This window comes from Rhodococcus aetherivorans, from assembly GCF_025722975.1.
In the GTDB taxonomy this organism is placed as follows: Bacteria; Actinomycetota; Actinomycetes; order Mycobacteriales; family Mycobacteriaceae; genus Rhodococcus; species Rhodococcus aetherivorans.
Map to the genome: position 1 here is coordinate 5,359,337 of NZ_CP106982.1, position 17,817 is coordinate 5,377,153.

The following is a 17,817-nucleotide window of genomic DNA, read 5'->3' on the forward strand; positions in this document are numbered from 1 at the left end:
TCCGGACGCCGGGGCTAGCGTGGAAGACGGTCCTGCCCGAGGGAGGTCGCCATGACACCCACCACGACCCGTCCGCGCTCCCCGGTCGCCGCCCGGCGATTCGGGTATCTCGTCGCGGTGCTCCTCAATGCGGCGGTGCTGTACGCCGCCAACGTGTGGCCGGGCTGGGAAGCCGTACCATTCCTCACCGACGGCACCCGGTCGGTCATCGGCTTCGTCAATGCCTCGATCCTGGCGAGCCTGGTCGCCAATCTCCTGTACTTCGTGTGGGATCCCATCTGGTTCAAGGCGCTGGGAGACGTGGTCACCACCGCGGTCGCGCTGCTGGCGCTGCTGCGGATCTGGCAGGTGTTCCCGTTCGACTTCGGCGACGCCTCGTTCGACTGGCCGCTCGTGGTGCGCATTGCGCTGGGACTGGGAATCGTGGGCAGCATCATCGGAATCGTCGCCGCGTTCGTCACCTTCGTCCGCAACGTGGCGGGCCACCCGTCCACCCGCGAGATCCGGCACCACTGAACGGCGCCCCGAACCGGCGATTTCCCCGCAATCCGGAGGTCAGCATGGAAGAGCGTTACGACTACGACGTGATCGTCATCGGGGCCGGACCCGGTGGGCTCACGGCCGCGGCATATCTGGCGGCCGCCGGGCGCCGGGTACTGGTGGCCGACGCCCGCAACCAGCCGGGTGGGCACATGTCCGCCTTCACCCACGACGGATACGAATTCGACATCGGGCTGCATTACACCTCCGAGGCGCCGGTGCGACACGCACTCGGACCGTTGGGTGTGGACGTGACGTTCCGGGAGTTCGATCCCGCAGGAATGTTCCGGCTGCTGAACGGCGACCGCGAACTGGCGGTCCCGAAGGGCATGGATGCCTTCAAAGCCACTCTGTACGAGGCATTTCCGGCAGAGCGTCACACGATCGACGAATTCCTCACCACCGTCGAGCTGCTCACCGAGGAGCTGGGACGGATCGCGGAGCGGCCGCACCTGCGTGAGCTGCCACAGCTGCCGTGGCGGCTACGTGGCCTGCTGCGCTACGGACGCGCGACCGCCGGTGGCTACCTGCGCCATCTGCACGCCTCCCCGCAACTCACCACCGCACTTCTCGGCTGGACGACCGGCAGTCTGGCCGTGGCGCCGTCGCGGCTGTCGCTGCCGGTGGCGGCCCGGATGATCCACACCTATCTCGAGGGCCTGTCGTACCCGCAAGGCGGATCGCGGGTCGTCTCGGAGGGCCTGGCAGAGGTGGTGCGCGGCCATGGTGGCGACGTACTGCTCGGCACGGAGGTGAGCCGGATTCTCGTCGACGACGGCAGAGTTCGCGGCGTACGAACACAGGACGCATCGCTCGACACCGTTCCGGGGGCCGGACGCGAGATTCTCGCCCCCGCGGTCGTGTCGGCGGTCGATATTCAGCAGACGTATCTGTCGCTGCTGCCGCCGGATCGTGTGCCTTCCCGGCTCCTCCGGCGGGTACGCAGCTACGAACTGGCCCTGCCGCTCGCCGTCGTCTATCTGATTCTCGACCGGGACCTCGCCGCCGAGGGCTATCCGAACGCGACCCGTCTCGTCACCGACACGGACGACTTCGATGCGGAGTACGCCGCGCTCCGTGCGGGTGAGCTTCCCTCGTCCACGTCCGCCGGCCTGTGGATCGCGAGCCTCGCCGACCCGGAGAACCCCCGGCTGTGCGCGCCCGGGCAGACCAACGTTCAGCTGATCGGCCCGGCCCCGGCACAGCACACCTGGTGGGGAATAACACCGGGAAGCGGTTCGACAGCGCGCTACGACGCGAGACGACGCGAGCTTCGCGACCGGCTCGTGAGGTCGGCCGAACGCACGGTTCCCGGCCTGGCCGACGCCATCGTCCACGAGGAGACGGGGACTCCCGTCACCGACGAACGCTTCATGCGCTGCACCGGCGGCGTGTCGTACGGCCCGGCGTTCACCCCGAGCCAGACGTTCACCCGCCTCGGCGCGACGGGACCGGTCGAGGGCCTGTTCCACGCCGGTGCGGGGGTGCGCCCGTCGCACGGGCTGGTCGGCACCCTGTTCGGTGGGGTGGCCGCCGCAGCGGCGGTCGCGGGAGTATCCGTCGACGACCTGCGGGACGCCGCAGCAGCCGGATGCGGCGCGGCCGCGGCCGGCACCCCCACCTGACCGGTCACGGGACGGCGGCGTCCCGCCGCGCCACACGACTCGGACCGCATGACGACGGCCGTCCGGCGAGGCTTGCCTGGTACCACCCCCGGCACCGCACTAGCGTTGGAACCATGCCCGTTCCCGAACTGCTCGCCGGCCGCTACGAGTTGCGCGGCCTGCTCGGCTGCGGCGGCATGGGCGAGATCCACGACGGCTGGGACACGCGGCTGGGGCGGCCCGTCGCGGTGAAGGTGCTGCGCGGCGAGTTCGGCCGCCAGCCCGACGTACGCCGGCGCTTCGAAGCCGAGGCGCGAGCCGCGGCGAACCTCACCGATCCGCACATCGTCGCGGTGCACGACAGCGGTGAGGACGCCGGAGTTCCGTACATCGTGATGGAACGCCTGCCCGGCCGCACCCTCGCCGACGAGATCGCCCTCGGCCCGATGCCGGAGGACCGGGTGCGCGCGATACTGATCGCCGTGGTGGCTGCGGTCGCCGCGGCGCACGACGCCGGGATTCTCCACCGCGACATCAAGCCCGGCAACATCCTCTTCACCGAGACCGGAACGGTGAAGGTGACCGACTTCGGTATCGCCAAGAGCGCCGGCGAGGACTACACCCGCACCGGTGAACTCGTCGGCACCGTCGCCTACCTGAGCCCCGATCGGCTCTCCGGCACACCGGCGAGCGTGACGGACGATCTGTATGCCGCCGGGGCCGTGGGGTACGAGGCGCTGACCGGGCGGAAACCCTACGACTACGACAACCTGCTGGCCCTGGCGCGGGCGATCACGCAGGGGCCGCCGCCGCCGCTGGCCACCGCGCGACCGGACGTCGACTCCGCACTCGTGGCCGTGATCGAGCGTGCGATGGCACGCGAACCGGAGCACCGCTTCGGGAGCGCCCGGGACATGCTCGCTGCACTGCGGGAACCGCACCTGGCCACACTGCGGGAACCGCACCTGGCCGCACTGCGGGAACCGCACCGCGCCGATCCGGTGACCGAGGTGATCCACGCGCCGACCCGGGGGTTCACCGTTGCCGGGCCGCCCGTGCCGGCGCCCGTCCCGACGCTGTCGACGTTCGACGCGGCGCCCGACTCCGGTCGCCGCCGGATCCTGCTCGCAATCGGCCTCACCGCCGCGGCGGTGGTCGCCCTCCTCCTGCTGGCCTGGGGTCAGGGCGGCGACACACCGCCGGTCGCCACGCCGGGGACGAGCAGCGTTCCCGCCACCGCCCCGACACCGGTCGGCAGCGTGGGTTCGCCCACCCCCTCGGCCGTGGACACCGGGCCCGTCTTCACCACCCTTCCCGTACCGGCCCCGGCGCCGGCACCGGCGCAACCGCCGGCGGAGGAGAAGCCTCCCAAGCCCGAAAAGCCCAGCAACGACAACGGAAACGGCGGCGGAAACAACAGCAACAGCGGAAACAACGGGGGCGGCAACAATGGGGGCGGCAACAATGGAGGCGGCAACGGCCGCTGACCGTCGGCCGTCGAGACAGGCCCGGCACGAGCCGGGACCGCGCGCCGCAAGCGCTCCCGCTTCGAGGCGGAGCGCTTGCGGCGTGGGTCGAGCGTGGGTCAGAGCAGGATGCCGAGACCGGCGAGCAGCGTGAACAGCGTTGCAGCGAGGGAACCGAGAACCATGTTTACCTCCGTTGTGTCGAGTGACGATCCTTCCGTCCTCGCATGAGCGGGGACGAACGACGCTCCCGCAGCAGCAGGGTGCACCACAGGGGACGCCATCAAGATCATCGAGCGGTACGTTCTAGGTGTTACCCGCGGTTCGACGTCCCACTCCGTGATGTGCATCACCGACGCTTCCGTCAGCCTCCGAGGATGCGGCGCAGCTGCCGGGCCTGACCGACGAGGTGGCCGTCGCCGTCGGTCAGCTCCGCCTCGTCGACGCACAGCATCTCGGTGGCCCACACCGTTCGGTGCCGCAGGTGATACCAACCGTCGGCGGCTGCACGCGACGGGGCGAAATGCGCCGCGAACTCCACCGTGGGAACCGGGACGGGTGCGGACATCGTCGCGAACAACCCCGGCGGCAGCGCATCGAGGAGGATCGCGGCGCGCTCGACCGGAGCGAACTCGACCGCGGACATCAGCCGTATCCACACCTCGAATTCCGGGTCGTCGCCCCGGCCGAAGGGCCGGGCCGCATTGATCGGCCGGATGTCGAGGTACTGCGAGAACGGCACGAAGTCGACCGGGATCTCCAGGGGCGGCAGCGTCACGGGATCCGTGCCGCCGAAATCGCTTCCCGTACGCGGCCAGGTCGTTTCACCCACCGTCCGGGCGAGCCGGACGAGGGCGGTGACCGAGTCCGGCATCGATGCCCGGGCGCTCACGGTCCGGCCGCCGCGGACGTCGTCGACCGCGACGTCGACGGGGCCGGGCTGCACAGGGCCGGTGAAGTGCGCCGAGACGGCGAGCGGCGTTGCGCCGGTTTCCACGGCGGCCGCGCGGATCAGGGCCGCGACGACGAGTCCGCCGTGCACGCCACCGAATCCCAGCCAGCTGGAATCGAATTCGATCGGGAAGGGGGCGGGGGCGAGATGGGTCATGCCAGGACCTTCACTTCCGGTGTGGACGGGCGGGGGGTCATACCTCCGGCGGCGAGGGCGGCGACGACGGCAACCGCCGCGATCGTCCACCAGGAGAATCGGAAGGCGGACACCGCATCGTCACCGGCCCCGAGGATCGCGACGAGCACGCTGATCCCGAGCACGGTGCCGAGCTGCCGGCTCATGGTGACGATCGCGCTGCCGGTGGCGGTGCGTGCGGGGGGCAGTTGCGCCGTGGCGGCCGAGAGGATGGTCGGCAAGGCCAGCCCCACGCCGACGCCGCCGATCAGCCAGCCGGGCAGCAGCGCGGTCGCATACTCCGGCTCCGGCCCCACCGTCGCGAGGACCAGGCCGGCGCCTGCGCCCCACAGCACGCATCCCGCTGCGGCGATCGTGCCGGGGGTGAAACGTCGCGCGAGCACCTGCCCGACGGCGGCGAAGAGCGGCACCATCAGCGGCCCGGGAGCCACGGCCAGACCCGTCCGCAGGGCGGAGTATCCCCAGACCTGTTGCACCCACAGCACATTGGCCAGGAGACCGGCCGCGAACGTCGCGCTGAAGATCAGGGCGGTCACGTTCGACCAGGAGAAGGAGCGCACCGCAAGCAGACTCGGCTCGATCAGCGGCGCGGGGTGCCGGGCGTTGACGTGCGCGAACAGCAGCAGGGCCCCGGCGGCGACGACGAACGCGGCGAGGATGCGGACGTCGGCCCAGCCCCACTCCGGCCCCTGGACGAGTCCGAGCGCGAGTGCACCGATGCCCAGCGTCAGCAGAGCGGCGCCGGCCAGGTCGAGGCGGGTGCCGGAATCGACCGGGCGGATGTCCGGCACGACGCGCCGCGCGACGGCGAGGAGCAGGATCCCGATCGGGACGTTGATCAGGAACGCCCAGCGCCACGAGACCTCGACCAGAAGCCCGCCGACCACCGGGCCGAACGCCGCCGCCGCAGCACCCGTGGCCGCCCAGATCCTCACGGCACCGGCACGTCGCGCCTCCGGCACCGCGCTCACGAGCAGCCCCAGGCTGGCCGGCGTCAGCGCCGCGGCTCCGACGGCCTGGAACAGCCGGCAGATCACGAGCACCCACAGCGACGGACTCAGCGCACATGCCGCGCTCGCGACGGTGAACAGCCCGAGGCCGGCGAGGAAGCCGCGCCGGCGGCCGATGCGGTCGGCCCAGCGACCGAGCGGGACCAGCAGCGCCGCGTACACGATCGCGTAGCCACTGAGCACCCAGCTGAGCTCTCCCAGCGAGCTGCCGGGGTAGCTGGTCCCGATGTCGCCCAGTGCGACGTTGAGGACGAACAGATCGAGGCTCGCGACGAAGGGCGCTCCCGAGAGGACGGCGAGGAGCGGGCCGATCCGGACCGAGGCCTGACTTTGGCTTTCCATAGCCAGAGAGGTTAGAAGCTGACTATGGCCTTGGCAAGTCAGATAGGATGGGGGCATGCATGCGGCACGGTTGGACGGCTTCCTCGCCGATCGCGACGCCTGGCAGGCCTCCCAGTGCTCGATCGCCAAGGCGATGGACGTGGTGGGGACCCGCTCGGCGATGCTGATCCTGCGCGAGGCCTACTACGGCACCACCCGGTTCGACGACTTCGCGCGCCGCGTCGGCATCACCGAGGCCGTCGCGGCCGCACGCCTGCGCGAACTGACCGCCGAGGGCCTGTTCGAGCGCCGGCCCTACAAGAAGCCCGGGCAGCGGACACGGTACGAATACATCCTCACCGAGAAGGGCCGCGACCTGTTGCCTGCGGTGCTCGCGCTGATGCAGTGGGGCGACAAGTACCTCCAGGGCGAGCGCGGCGGCCCCCTCGGCCTGTCCGACGACGCCACCGGCGACCCCGTGCGCGTCGAGGTCCGCAGCACCGAACGTGAAGTCCCCCTGGAGGAATTGCGCCTGACACCGAACTTCACCGAGGAGCAGGCCCGGCGCGCGATGCGTCGCACCGACCCCGCAAACCGATGACTCGCCGTCACGCGCTCTGAGACAATCGCATCGGTCGATGCGTTTCCACGAGCGTGCCGGGGTGGTCACGGTGACAAAGATCCCGGAAGACGGTGCCGGGCCCGATCTCACCCGGGTGCCTACCGACTTGCTTCTCGCCGAGCTCCGCCGGCGGATCGAGTCGTCGACGGCCCCCTCCGCGGCGGCAACGCCCGGACGGAACGAGGGCACCCCTCCCCCGAACACGCCCCTGCAGGTGTTCGAGGTCTCCGAGGGCGACGAGAGCGAGCTGCGCACGTCACCGATCCACCCGGACAGCGAGACCTGAGCCGAGCACATTCCCACGCTTTGACGGTCATGCGCATGATCAAGCCGGTAGTTGCCACTCTGCTCGAGACAGGCGGGTGTTGCGGCCAGTGAGCCCGGACAGGGCCGGCGCCGTGGGGCGGCGGAACCGCTCGGAGTGTGCAGCCCAGTACTCGCCGAGCGGCTGCCGACGATGCACCTCGGCGGCGGTCCCGTGGTGCACTCCCGTCGGGGCGTGCCGGCCCGGTGCGCTGTGCCGGCGCTCGGTCGCGACCCGACTAGCAGTGTCGCTCAATATGCACCACGGAGTTGGAACCCGTCCTCGGCCGGTCAGCTCGTCGCGACGAGCCCGTCCACTGCGGCTTCGGCCAGGGCTTCACCGAACTCGTCGGCACCGAGCCGACCTTCGGGTGAATACCACTCCGATGCGGAGGTGAGCATGCCGATCACCGCAAGCACTGCGATGCGCTCGCTGCGCGCCTTCCGGAAGGTGCCCTCCGCGACCCCCGCCCGATAGATCTGCAGAAATACATTCTCGTACTGCTTACGCAGCTCGACTACTTGCTCTCGGGCACCGTCACCGAGGAACCGCCATTGATGAAAGGCGACCCGGGTCTGTTCGAGGGTCTTCGCCAGCACCTTCACGTGGGCCTTGACGGCGCCGCGCATCCGATCGGGAGCCGGATCCTGGGATTCGAGGAAGGGGCGGAGTTCTACCAGATAGTTCGTGATGCCCTCGGTGACGATGTCGGCGAGCAACTCTTCCTTGCTGCTGATGTGGGCGTACAGACTACCGGGCAGCAGCCCGACCGCCTCAGCGATGTCTCGCATCCCGATGACGGGGAACGTCCGCTCGCTGAACAAGGCCAAGGCGGCTGCACGGATCTCCGCAGCCGAAACCGGGCCGCTCTTTGCGGAACGGCTGTTGTTACGCCGTTGTCTCGGTGGCATGCCTCCCCCTTCCCCGTCCGGGACGGTCAGTTCTTCTTACGAATGTAACCCAAACAAACAGTCGTTACCAAGGCGACAGCATCGGGTTCGTGCCGCTTCCCGGCTGCTGCGACATCGACCGCTACGGTGCATTCTCGTCGAATGGACGCAGCCCGGCGAGAAGGATGTCTGCCAGCTTCCGCCCGCTGTCCGCACGCGCTGGATCGTCGGCGTGGATCCATTCCGGCGCCCAGTTCAGCGCGCCGAGAACCGTCAAGGTTGCGTAGCGAACGTCGAGGTCAGGGCGGAATACCTGGGTCTCGGCGCCCTCGCGGATGGTGGTGCGGAAGAACTCTTCGTAACGGCGCCGGGCTGCGATCACCTGGGCACGGGACTCGTCGCCCAGATACCGCCATTGATGGAAGACGACGAGGGCCCGTTGCGGGTTTTCGGCGACGATGTCGATGTGGGCACGGATGGCTTGTTCGAGTCGTTCGTCCGGTGCGGTGGCGGGGTCGATGGATTCGACCGCAGAGACGAACCGGTCGATCCCGGTGGAGACGATCTCGTACAAGATCGCCTCTTTGCTCTCGACGTAGGCGTAGATACTGCCCGGGAGCATGTCGACCGCCCGGGCGATGTCGCGGATGGAGGTGGCCGGGTAGTCGAGGTCACCGAACAGTGCCGTCGCCGCGGCGAGGATCGTTTCGCGCGTGGCGGCGGCAGGTGCCCGTTCCGAAGTGCTCACAGTGTCACTGTAGTGAGGCGTCACTGTAGTGAGGCGTGAGCGGGCGCCGATGCCGCCGGATCCGCGGTGGGCGAATCCGCGGCGTGTGTCCGATCCTCGTTGAAGCGTGGTGGACGCTTGTCGAGGAAGGCCGAGACCCCTTCGAGCAGATCCGGCCCGTAGTGCAGGGCCGAGACCGCCCAGAAGCTGTTGGTCATCGAGGTGGCCAGGTCGACTTGCCACGTCGAGCGCAAGGCTTGTTTGGTGGCCTCGACCGCGCGCCAGGACTTGGCTGCGATCTTGCCGGCCAGCGCCACCGCCTCGGGGAGCAGGTCCTCGGGTTCGACTACACGGTTGACCAGCCCGATCTCGAGAGCGCGCTGCGCGTCGATGACGTCCCCGGTCAGCGCCAATTCCGCCGCCATGCCCGATCCGAGGAGTCGCGGCAGGAAGTAGGAGCCACCGTTGCCAGGGGGAAGACCCATGTTGATGTAGGTCTCCCCCATTTTCGCTCTGGTGGAGCAGATGCGGATGTCGCATGCCAGGGCGAAGTCGAGGCCCCCGGCGGTGGCGCCCCCGTTGATCGCCGCGATCGTCGGCAGCCGGGATGCGACGACACGCTGGGTCAGGGGGAAAAGTACCCGGGCGTTGTAGGGTTCGTGCTCGACGCGGTGCTGATGTTCGAGGTAGTCCTTCATCGCCTTCAGATCGGCACCGGCGGAGAACTGCTTCCCGGCGCCGGTCAGGACGAGGGCACGGACACTCTTGTCGGCCTCGAGCCGCGTCAAGGTCTCCACGAAGTCCCGGACCAGTTCCGGCACGACCCCGTTGCCCCGATCCGGGCGGTTGAGTGTCAGTACGACGACGCCGTCGTCGGCCTGCTCGTAGTACAGCGTTTCCAGGTCTTGCCGCACTGGTGTCTCCTTGGGTGCTGGATGGACGGTGCCGACGACGGTCACCGCGTGAGGAGGGTGGCGACGGTGGTGGCGTAGGCGCCCGCCAGCCATCCGCCGGCATTGACTGCCAGCCCTACGCCGGCGCGTTCGACCTGCCGGGCTCCGGCTCGTCCGCTCAGCTGGTCGAACAGTTCGACGATCTGGGCGCAGCCGGTGGCGCCGAGGGGATGTCCCCGGCTGAGCAGACCGCCGCTGACGTTGACGGGGGTACGGCCGCCGAGGGCGGTCTGACCCTTGCGCAGCAGCAGGTGTCCTTCCCCGTCCTCGCACAATCCGATTTCGCTGTACTGCAGGATCTCCGACGGTGCTGCGGCGTCGTGAACCTCGATGACGTCGAGGTCGTCGGGGCCGATGCCGGTGGCGTCGTAGACGGCGCGGGCAGCGCGGGCGACCGGTTCCGAGCCGGCGCCGTGGCCGGAGGCCAGGTCGATTCCCCGGATCTGACACGTGCCTGCCCCGTTGCGGTTGCGGTAGCGCTCGGACACGAGCACGACGGCGGCGGCGCCGTCGGTGGTCGGTGAGCACATCGGCAGGGTCAGTGGGTCGACGATCATGCGGGCGGCGAGCACGTCGTCGATCGTCTGCGGGGTGCCGAACTGGGCCCGGGGGTTGAGGGCGCCGTGAGTGCGGTTCTTGACCGCCACGGCGGCGAAGTCTTCGACCGAGGCGCCGTAGGTGTCGATGTACTCGCGGGCCTCGGCGGCGTAGACGTCGAGCAGGGCCGAACTCTTCAGTTCCTGGGCAGCAGCATCGGTGTCGAGTTCGGCGACATCGGTCGCGCCGCGGATGGCGGCGAAGGTGCGGTGTTTCTCGCTGTGGGAGAGTTTTTCGACGCCGATGGCCACGGCCACGTCGCAGCGGCCGGCGCGGATGGCGTCGTATGCCCCGAGCACCGCGCTGCTGCCGGAGGCGCACGCGTTCTCCACATTGACCAGGGGTATTCCAGCCAAGGGGGTGTGGCGAAGCGCCACCTGGCCTCGGATCATTTCCTGGCCGGTGAGCAGGCCGGCGGCGCCGTTGCCGAAATACACCCGGCCGACGTCGCGGGGCTCGATGGCGGCGTCGGTCAAGGCTTGCGCGGCGGCCGCGGCTGCCATCTCGCCGAGGGTCTGGTCGGTGCGGCTGACGAACGGTGTCATGCCGACGCCGGCGATGAAAACTCTGTCCACGGCAAACTCCTGGTTCTGTGAGGCGGCCGGGCCACCGCGAGGGTCGTGGCGCCGTCGCGGCGGCCCGGCATGCCAAGGTCGTTACGGCGTCGCGGTCGCCACGCCGCGTGCGCCGCCGCCGACCTTGCGGTCGTGGCCGGCCCAGTAGCGGTCGCGGACCTCGCGGCGCAGGATCTTCCCGTAGGCACTGACCGGGAGTTCCGGTACGAACTCCACGGCTTTGGGTTTTTTGTATCCGGCCAGGTTCTCCCCGCAGAAGCGGATGAGCTCCTCGGCGGTGACCTGGTGGCCCGGTTCGGTCACGACCACGGCGTGCACGGCTTCGCCCCAGTACTCGTCGGGGATGCCGAAGACCACCACGCTGGCCACCGCAGGGTGGGTGATCAGCACTTCCTCGACCTCTCGGGGGTAGACGTTGTTGCCGCCCGAGACCACCATGTCCTTGGTCCGGTCCAGAAGGTAGAGGTAGCCCTGGTCGTCGAAGGTGCCCACGTCGCCGGTGTAGAGCCATCCGTCGCGCAGCGCCTCGGCGGTGGCCTCGGGATTGTTCCAGTACCCGCGCATGACGACGTCGCCACGGACGATGATTTCGCCGGCTTGGCCGGGAGCGACGGGAGTGCCGTCGGCATCGACCACCCGCACCTCGACGTCGGTGCGGGCTATGCCGGCCGATCCGAGGCGGGGATCGTCGGTGGCCGCGAACCGGGCGTGCATCTCCCGGGTCAGTCCGGTGACCGTGATCGGAGCTTCCCCCTGGCCGTAGATCTGCGCGAAGATCGGGCCGAAGGTTTCGACAGCGGCCTTGAGGTGCTCGAGGTAGATCGGGGCTCCCCCGTAGCACACTGCCTTCACGGTGCTCAGATCGAACCGGTCCGGGTCGTACTTGTCGAGGATCGCGACGATCTGGGTGGGGGCGAGGAAGGCGATGTGGGAGACCTTGTGCCGGGCGACGGTGTCGAACAGCAGTTCCGGGGAGAAGCTCAGCGCATCGAGGATGACGTTGGTTGCGCCCCGGGCGATGGTGGGCAGAGCGACGATTCCGCTACCGTGCGACAGGGGTGCGGCGTGCAGCACGACATCGTCATGGTCGATGTTGTAGACGTCGGCGAGGTAGTTCATCACTACCACGCGGCCGGTCCGGTGGGTCCAGGTCGCGCCCTTGGGGCGTCCGGTGGTGCCGGAGGTGTAGAACAGCCAGCTCGCGTCCTCGGCGGTCACCTCCACAGGCGCCTCGAGCGGCGTGCCGGAGTCGAGGAGGCGGTCGTACGGTTCGATGCCCGCGGTGCCCCCGACCTCGAAGCGCCACTGCATGCCGTCGAATTCGCCCAGGTGCTCGTCGATCTGGGCGGTGAAGGCGGTGCCGTGGATGAGTACCTTCGCTCCCGAGGAGCGGACGATGTAGCCCATCTCCTTGGGGTGCAGCCGGGCGTTCATCGGAACGGCGACCAGCCCGGCGGCCAGGCACCCGAAGACGGTCTCGAGGACCTCGGGACTGTTGTGCAGCGCGAAGGCGACCCGGTCTCCGCGACGCAGCCCGCGGGCGAGCAGTTCGCCGCCGATGCTCAGGGCACGACGGTAGAACTCGCGGTAGGTGACGGTCCGGGCCCCGGCCACGATGGCCGGGTGATCCGGGTGGTGGGTTGCGGACTTGGCGAGGAAGGTCGCGATGTTCATCTCGGGGATAGACACGGCACCGGCTTCCTATTCCGCCCGGAACCAGGCGATATGGCGGCCTTCGTCCGGGGTGGTGTCGAACTGGACCCGCATGTCGCAGCGATAGGCGTCCCAGCCGCCGTTCGCATCGGGACGGAGACGGGCGAGGAGCTGGACGCCCTCATCGAGCTTGACCACGCCGACGGCGTACGGCAGGTCGTCCTCGAATCCGGTTGGAGCCCCCACTCGCTGAATCGCGAAACTGTGCAGCTGTCCCGCGCCGGGAGTGGGCGTCCATCCGAGATCGGTGCTGCCGCAGGAGGGGCACACGTACTTCGGGTACATGATGGGGTTGTGGCATCCACCGCACTGCTGGATCACCAGTTCGCCTCGGCTCAGCGCGGCGTAGTACTCGTCGGTCAGAGAAGTCGTCATGTTGTCCCTCACTTGTCCACGCGCTCGAGCAGGAGCACCTGGCTGTCCATATAGGTGCCGCCGGAGCCGCCGCAGACGGCACGCCGGCAATCGGAAATCTGGCGGGCGTCCTCGGCGCGGCCGAGGAGCTGGCGGATGCCCTCCACCAGCAGGGCGGTGCCGCCGCCGACGCCGGTGTGCCCGGCCGAGAGCAGACCGCCGTTGGTGTTGACCGGCAGGCGGCCGCCGGGAGAGAACTCCCCGGCGGCGAACAGCCGGGCGCCCTCATGCAGCTTGCACAGGCCCAGGCCCTCGAGGCCGATGGTCAGCACGGCCGCATAGGAGTCGTAGACCTGCGCGATGTCGGCGTCGTCGGGGCCCCAGCCGGCCTGTTCGTAGGCGCGTTCACCGGCCCGCCGCCATCCCATGGTGGCCAGGTCGTTCTCCTGACCGATGCTGTAGTGCGACACGCAGCCGCCCGAGCCGGCGATCCGGACCCACCGGTCATGCGTCTTGCGGGCATTCTCGGTACTGGTCATCACGTACGCGGTGGCGCCGTCGGCCAACATCGGGCACTCCATGGCATGGATCGGATCGCACACCATCTTCGAGCCGAGCACCTGCTCGACGGTCAGGTCCTTGTCCTTGTACATCGCATTCGGATTGAGTCGGGCCCACTGGCGCAGGGCGACGCATACCGCGGCCATCTCTTCCGGAGTCGAGCCGGACGCTGCCATGTATCGCTGGGTGATCAGGGCGCCGACCGCGTTGAAGGTCAGGCCGGTGGGGCGCTCCCACTCGCGGGGGATGCCGTAGCCGCTGAGCATGTCGACCATGTCCGCGACGGGGGCGGAGCCCCACTTGTCGGCCTGGACCACCAGGATGTTCTTGGCCTGTCCGCTGGCGATCAGGCCGGCGGCGGTGCGGGTGATGTTGTCGCTGGTCGATCCGCCGGAGTGCAGCATGGCGCTGGCCTTGGCGCGGCCGTGCAGGCCGAGTTCCTCCACCACACGGGAGAAGATGAGGTCGGCCTGATCGTCCGCGGAGTGCAGGCACGGGATCAGCAGCACCGTGTCGATGTCGGAGATCTGCATGCCGGCGTCGCGGACCGCGGCGACCGCGACCTCGACGAGGGAGCCGATGAAGGGGCGGTTCGGATAGCGCCCGGAGGGGATTTCGGCGATACCCACGAAAGCTGCTTCGAGAGGGCTTCCCGCCATGGGGTTGAAACCGAGATCGGTCGAAGAGAGTGTCATGTGTCAGCCTTCCAAGGGGCTACGTCGCTTGGCCAGCAACACCATTCGGACGGTCATCACCGTCTCGTCGTGCTGGTTGACCACGGTGTAATCGAGGGAGAGGATGCCCTGGTCGGGCTTTCGTGCGGGTTCGGCAGCCACCACTTCGACCCGGACGTGCACGGTGTCGCCGGGACGCACCGGCTTGAGGGCACGGATCGACTGGACCTCGCGCATCGCGACGATGGCTTCGCCGTAGAAGCCGGCCAGGGCCACCAGACCCACCGCGATGCAGAAGGTGAAGGGCCCGTGCGCGATTCGGGTACCGAACTGGGTTCGGCTGGCGTACTGTTCGTCGGTGTGCAGGGGATAGTGGTCGCCGGTCAGGCCGGCGAACATCGAGATGTCGGACATGTCCACGGTGCGACCGCCGGTGACGCAGACCGTGCCGACCGGGAAGTCCTCGAAGTAGCGGTCGACGTTGAAAGTCCCCGTCTCGGCTACGGTCGAGGGTGCTGTGCTGGTCACTGTTCGGACTCCATTCCCAGATCGATGGCGGCGAGCGCTTCGTGCGCGAGGCCGAGACTCAGGTCGGCTTCCATGACCCGCCGCAGCTGACGGGTCAGCACCTTGCGGGCGTACCGGCGGGCCAGGAGCGGTTTCTCGGCGATACCGCGGGCGAGCTCCCAGGCGCGGGGCAGCAGCTCCTGCTCGGACAGGACCTCGTTGACCGCGCCGTAGTCGAGGGCGGTGCGAGCATCGAGTTCCTGGCCGGTCAGCAGGAAGTAGCGTCCACGGTTCGAGCCCAGCACGTGCGGCCACACCACGTGGGCGCCGTCCCCGGGCACGATGCCGGAAGGGAAGTGCGGTCCGTCCTGGAAGGTGGCGGACTCCGCGGCGAGGACGATGTCCGACATGACGGGGATCTCCGGGTGGTTGGTCACCGGTCCGTTGACCGCCGCGATGACCGGCACCTCGATACTCAGCAGGTTGTTGAGCAGACGCTGGCCTTCGAAGATGATCTCGTCCCAGTCGTGCGGGGTGCCGAGGTTGAACGAGGTGAAGTCGATCTCGTTGCAGAACGAGGGGCCGGTGCCGGTGAGGATGACGACCTTGTTCTCCCGGTCGCACGCGATGTCGTGGAAGCAGTAGGCCAGCTCGTCGTGTGCGGTTGAGGTCCACACCAGGCTCTTGCCTTCGGTGTGGACGGTGACCAGGAGGACGCCGCCGTCTCGTTCGAGGCGGATGTTCTCGTACTTCTGTGAGTACTCCTGGAAGGGGGTGGCCAATTGCTTCATCGAACTTCCTCCGTTCGAGTCACCGAGGAGCGGTGAACAATCATTTGTTTTTTGAATGTAACATCAGGTGAGGCCGGTAACAAGACCGCTGTACTCGTCGGAAACCGGGTAGAGAACAATCAGGTGTCATGCCGTGGTGTCCGCACTGCACGGCCACCCGTTCGAAAGGAGGCGCCATGCCCCGGCAGTCCCGTGCCCGCGCTTCGGCACCGAAGAAACCGACCAAGCAGGAACGGCTCATGGCGGCAGCGGTGCGTCTGTTCAGCCGGCAAGGCTATGCCGGTACCTCCGTGCGCGACCTCGGCGAGGCGCTGGGAATCCAGCCGGGCAGCGTGTACGCCCACATCGACAGCAAGCACACGATGCTGGTCAGTCTCGTCGAGAGCGGCATCGACCAGTACCTCGACGCTGTGGCCGAGTTGCCCGGCACTCCGACCGAACAACTGCGGCACTTCGTCGAGGCCCACGTGCGGGTCGTGGCCGAAGACGTCAACCGCGCCCGAGTCGTCTACCACCAGTGGCGCCACATCCAACCACCGGAGCGCACCCGGATCGTGGCCAAGCGCTACGCCTACGAACACCGGCTCCGGGACATCATCGACGCCGGGGTAGCGGCCGGCGAATTCGCCCCCGACCTCGATCGTCCGACCGCCGTACGCGCCGTCCTCGGCATGGTGAACTGGTGCCCGGAATGGTTGCCCGCGGACGGCTCGGAGCCGGCCGAGGCGGTCGCTGCGGGCGTGGCCGAGATCGTGCTGGCGAGCGTGCGCGTCGGCCACGGCGCAGCCCACGCCTAGTCGGGCCGGACGACGACGGCGCCGACGAGCGAGTCCGGCACACCGGAGTCGACGCACCGGGTGTGGATCAGCCAACGGCCGTCGACCTTGGCGAACTCGTCGCGGTACCGCCCCAGGGCGGCCAGACGCACGGTCTCGCCGTCGACCCGCAGTGCCAGCACGCGCGCGCTGCCCCGCGCCCGATCCGTGGACATTTTCTCCACCAGGATGTTGCTGACGATGTGATGGGTGCCGGCGGACCGTTGGGCCGCGGCGGCGAAGAACTGCGCCAGTGCCGCTGTGCCCGCCACCGGTTCCCGCCCCGTAACGGTGAATGTGCCGTCCTCGGTGAACAATTCGATGCATCCTGGGACGTCCCCGGTGTCGAAGGACGTCGAGTAGCGCGCGTACAACTCGGTGATCGCCACCCGGTCCGCTACGGGGAGGGTGCGTTCGATATCGATGCTCACAGGTACCTCCTGATCGTAAGAATTCGCCGTCAGCCGACGGCGCCGGCCGCGGCCTGCTTCTGAAAGGCCAGACGCGCCTCGAGGAATTCGCGGGGACTGTTGGAGGCGAACACCCCGGTGACGGTGCTCCCGCAGCGCAGGTGCGCGACGAACTTCCCCTCGTCGATCGATCCACTGAGCACGTCCACTTCGGCGTCGGTGCCGCCGGCACCGACGAACTGCAATCGGTGGCCGTGCTGCTCGGTCCAGAAGAACCCGTCGCCCGGGTCGTGGGAGTGCTCGGCCTCCATCAATGCGTGGGCGGTGCGGCGGGCGCTGTCGGCGGCGGCCGTCCAGTGCTGCAGGTCCTCGTGCTCGGGACCGATGTGCATGCACACGATGTCCCCGACACCGAAGACGAACGGATCGCTGGTGCGGCCGTCGACGTCGCACACCAGGCCTCGGTCCACCTCGAGCCCGGCCTCGCGCAACCACTGCAGCTCGCGGCCGACGCCCACCCCCACGGCCACGATGTCCGAGGAGCGGGAGGTGCCGTCGTCGAGGGTGAGGGTCACCCCCGTGGCGGACTCGTCCACCGACGACACCACGACCGAATTGGTCAGGCGCACCCCGTGCGCGGTGTGCAGCTCTGTCAGCCACTGGGACAGCCGGCGACCGACGATGCCGATCATCGGTCCTTCGTCGGCGGCCACGACGTCGACCTCGAGACCGAGGTGGCGGGCCGACGAGGCCACCTCGAGCCCGATGAAGCCGGTTCCGACGACCGTGATCCGGGAGGCGTCGGCCAACGCCGTGCGTAGCGCACGGGCATCGTCGACGGTACGCAGGTAGTGGATGCGCGCTGAGGGCGACAACCCCGGCAATCGGCGGGCCTGCGCCCCGGTGGCCACCACGAGGCGTCCGTAGGGCACGGTGGTGCCGTCGGCAAGGGCCAGACGGCGGCCGGCCGGATCGAGCGCGACGACTTCCGAATCCAGATGGATGTCGAGGTCGAGTCTCGCCAGGGCCTTGTCGTGGAGCAAATGCAGGCCGTCGGTGTCGAGTTCACCGGTCAGAAAGTCCTTCGACAGCGGCGGGCGGTCGTACGGCGGTTCGGACTCGTTCGAATACAGACGGATCGGCCCGTCGTAGCCCAGGGTCCGCAGCCCCTGCGCGGTCCGCACGGCGGCCAGGCCACCGCCGACGATGACGATGTCGTTGGAGGGTTGGGCCATG

Annotated in this window: 19 protein-coding genes; 6 read left to right on the forward strand and 13 right to left on the reverse strand. The window is 68.9% G+C overall.

The window, feature by feature from the left end:
• Positions 1–51: 51 nt before the first annotated feature.
• The 3 genes from OCS65_RS24505 to OCS65_RS24515 all read left to right on the forward strand — a co-directional run bounded on the left by OCS65_RS24505 (position 52) and on the right by OCS65_RS24515 (position 3,631).
• Entirely contained in the window at positions 52–516 is a 465-nt protein-coding gene (locus tag OCS65_RS24505) for a hypothetical protein (RefSeq protein WP_006942986.1), read from the forward strand.
• Between the two features lie 44 nt (positions 517–560).
• A complete protein-coding gene (locus OCS65_RS24510) occupies positions 561–2,165 on the forward strand; it encodes a phytoene desaturase family protein (protein WP_006942985.1) in 1,605 nt (534 codons plus the stop codon).
• 113 nt (positions 2,166–2,278) lie between these two features.
• The gene (locus tag OCS65_RS24515) at positions 2,279–3,631 is read left to right on the forward strand and encodes a serine/threonine-protein kinase (protein ID WP_006942984.1); all 1,353 of its coding nucleotides are present in this window, start codon (positions 2,279–2,281) and stop codon (positions 3,629–3,631) included.
• A gap of 343 nt (positions 3,632–3,974) precedes the next feature.
• Here OCS65_RS24515 and OCS65_RS24520 read toward each other — a convergent pair whose 3' ends face one another.
• Both OCS65_RS24520 and OCS65_RS24525 read right to left on the reverse strand, forming a co-directional pair.
• A complete protein-coding gene (locus tag OCS65_RS24520; protein WP_050034601.1) occupies positions 3,975–4,718 on the reverse strand; it encodes an acyl-CoA thioesterase in 744 nt (247 codons plus the stop codon).
• Positions 4,715–6,109, reverse strand: a complete 1,395-nt coding sequence (locus tag OCS65_RS24525) for an MFS transporter (RefSeq protein WP_006942981.1) — start codon at positions 6,107–6,109, stop codon at positions 4,715–4,717. The genes OCS65_RS24520 and OCS65_RS24525 overlap by 4 nt, the downstream gene beginning before the upstream one ends.
• 55 nt (positions 6,110–6,164) lie before the next feature.
• Between OCS65_RS24525 and OCS65_RS24530 the strand changes: the two genes are divergently transcribed.
• Together OCS65_RS24530 and OCS65_RS24535 are read left to right on the forward strand one after the other, a co-directional pair.
• Positions 6,165–6,689, forward strand: coding sequence for a winged helix-turn-helix transcriptional regulator (locus OCS65_RS24530; protein WP_006942980.1), 525 nt, complete (start codon positions 6,165–6,167; stop codon positions 6,687–6,689).
• Positions 6,690–6,726: 37 nt separating this feature from the next.
• A complete protein-coding gene (locus OCS65_RS24535) occupies positions 6,727–6,996 on the forward strand; it encodes a hypothetical protein (RefSeq protein WP_221776578.1) in 270 nt (89 codons plus the stop codon).
• 308 nt (positions 6,997–7,304) lie between these two features.
• Here OCS65_RS24535 and OCS65_RS24540 read toward each other — a convergent pair whose 3' ends face one another.
• The 9 genes from OCS65_RS24540 to camK all read right to left on the reverse strand — a co-directional run bounded on the left by OCS65_RS24540 (position 7,305) and on the right by camK (position 15,356).
• Complete coding sequence (locus OCS65_RS24540) at positions 7,305–7,925, reverse strand: TetR/AcrR family transcriptional regulator (RefSeq protein ID WP_161996384.1); 621 nt, start codon at positions 7,923–7,925, stop codon at positions 7,305–7,307.
• Positions 7,926–8,046: 121 nt separating this feature from the next.
• Positions 8,047–8,652, reverse strand: a complete 606-nt coding sequence (locus OCS65_RS24545; RefSeq protein WP_006942975.1) for a TetR/AcrR family transcriptional regulator — start codon at positions 8,650–8,652, stop codon at positions 8,047–8,049.
• Positions 8,653–8,672: 20 nt separating this feature from the next.
• The gene (locus tag OCS65_RS24550) at positions 8,673–9,545 is read right to left on the reverse strand and encodes an enoyl-CoA hydratase/isomerase family protein (protein ID WP_065923017.1); all 873 of its coding nucleotides are present in this window, start codon (positions 9,543–9,545) and stop codon (positions 8,673–8,675) included.
• Between the two features lie 41 nt (positions 9,546–9,586).
• Positions 9,587–10,756 (reverse strand): thiolase family protein, encoded by a 1,170-nt coding sequence (locus OCS65_RS24555; RefSeq protein WP_006942971.1) that lies wholly within the window; start codon positions 10,754–10,756, stop codon positions 9,587–9,589.
• A gap of 81 nt (positions 10,757–10,837) precedes the next feature.
• Positions 10,838–12,445 carry a class I adenylate-forming enzyme family protein gene (locus OCS65_RS24560; RefSeq protein WP_006942969.1) on the reverse strand — a complete coding sequence of 536 codons (1,608 nt, stop codon included), beginning with the start codon at positions 12,443–12,445 and terminating at the stop codon, positions 10,838–10,840.
• Between the two features lie 12 nt (positions 12,446–12,457).
• On the reverse strand, positions 12,458–12,844 hold the full coding sequence (locus OCS65_RS24565) for a Zn-ribbon domain-containing OB-fold protein (protein WP_006942967.1): 387 nt from the start codon (positions 12,842–12,844) through the stop codon (positions 12,458–12,460).
• 8 nt (positions 12,845–12,852) lie between these two features.
• Positions 12,853–14,079, reverse strand: coding sequence for a thiolase family protein (locus OCS65_RS24570; protein WP_065923018.1), 1,227 nt, complete (start codon positions 14,077–14,079; stop codon positions 12,853–12,855).
• Positions 14,080–14,082: 3 nt separating this feature from the next.
• Positions 14,083–14,586 carry a MaoC/PaaZ C-terminal domain-containing protein gene (locus tag OCS65_RS24575; RefSeq protein WP_263507909.1) on the reverse strand — a complete coding sequence of 168 codons (504 nt, stop codon included), beginning with the start codon at positions 14,584–14,586 and terminating at the stop codon, positions 14,083–14,085.
• Entirely contained in the window at positions 14,583–15,356 is a 774-nt protein-coding gene (gene camK, locus OCS65_RS24580; protein WP_006942964.1) for a 6-oxocamphor hydrolase, read from the reverse strand. The genes OCS65_RS24575 and camK overlap by 4 nt, the downstream gene beginning before the upstream one ends.
• A gap of 176 nt (positions 15,357–15,532) precedes the next feature.
• On the opposite strand from camK, the gene OCS65_RS24585 reads away from it, so the two are divergent.
• A complete protein-coding gene (locus OCS65_RS24585; protein WP_006942961.1) occupies positions 15,533–16,153 on the forward strand; it encodes a TetR/AcrR family transcriptional regulator in 621 nt (206 codons plus the stop codon).
• Here OCS65_RS24585 and OCS65_RS24590 read toward each other — a convergent pair.
• Positions 16,150–16,602: a nuclear transport factor 2 family protein gene (locus OCS65_RS24590; RefSeq protein WP_006942960.1), complete on the reverse strand. Its 453-nt coding sequence runs from the start codon at positions 16,600–16,602 to the stop codon at positions 16,150–16,152. The genes OCS65_RS24585 and OCS65_RS24590 overlap by 4 nt on opposite strands.
• 29 nt (positions 16,603–16,631) lie before the next feature.
• A complete protein-coding gene (locus OCS65_RS24595) occupies positions 16,632–17,816 on the reverse strand; it encodes an NAD(P)/FAD-dependent oxidoreductase (RefSeq protein ID WP_006942957.1) in 1,185 nt (394 codons plus the stop codon).
• Between the last annotated feature and the right edge of the window lies 1 nt (position 17,817).

Excerpts from the sequence above, each read along its gene's own strand:
- OCS65_RS24505 (WP_006942986.1), top strand. The coding sequence starts at position 52 with ATGACACCCACCACGACCCGTCCGCGCTCCCCGGTCGCCGCCCGGCGA.
- OCS65_RS24510 (WP_006942985.1), top strand. The coding sequence starts at position 561 with ATGGAAGAGCGTTACGACTACGACGTGATCGTCATCGGGGCCGGACCC.
- OCS65_RS24515 (WP_006942984.1), top strand. The coding sequence starts at position 2,279 with ATGCCCGTTCCCGAACTGCTCGCCGGCCGCTACGAGTTGCGCGGCCTG.
- OCS65_RS24520 (WP_050034601.1), bottom strand. The coding sequence starts at position 4,718 with ATGACCCATCTCGCCCCCGCCCCCTTCCCGATCGAATTCGATTCCAGC.
- OCS65_RS24525 (WP_006942981.1), bottom strand. The coding sequence starts at position 6,109 with ATGGAAAGCCAAAGTCAGGCCTCGGTCCGGATCGGCCCGCTCCTCGCC.
- OCS65_RS24530 (WP_006942980.1), top strand. The coding sequence starts at position 6,165 with ATGCATGCGGCACGGTTGGACGGCTTCCTCGCCGATCGCGACGCCTGG.
- OCS65_RS24535 (WP_221776578.1), top strand. The coding sequence starts at position 6,727 with ATGCGTTTCCACGAGCGTGCCGGGGTGGTCACGGTGACAAAGATCCCG.
- OCS65_RS24540 (WP_161996384.1), bottom strand. The coding sequence starts at position 7,925 with ATGCCACCGAGACAACGGCGTAACAACAGCCGTTCCGCAAAGAGCGGC.
- OCS65_RS24565 (WP_006942967.1), bottom strand. The coding sequence starts at position 12,844 with ATGACGACTTCTCTGACCGACGAGTACTACGCCGCGCTGAGCCGAGGC.
- OCS65_RS24570 (WP_065923018.1), bottom strand. The coding sequence starts at position 14,079 with ATGACACTCTCTTCGACCGATCTCGGTTTCAACCCCATGGCGGGAAGC.
- camK (WP_006942964.1), bottom strand. The coding sequence starts at position 15,356 with ATGAAGCAATTGGCCACCCCCTTCCAGGAGTACTCACAGAAGTACGAG.
- OCS65_RS24585 (WP_006942961.1), top strand. The coding sequence starts at position 15,533 with ATGCCCCGGCAGTCCCGTGCCCGCGCTTCGGCACCGAAGAAACCGACC.
- OCS65_RS24595 (WP_006942957.1), bottom strand. The coding sequence starts at position 17,816 with ATGGCCCAACCCTCCAACGACATCGTCATCGTCGGCGGTGGCCTGGCC.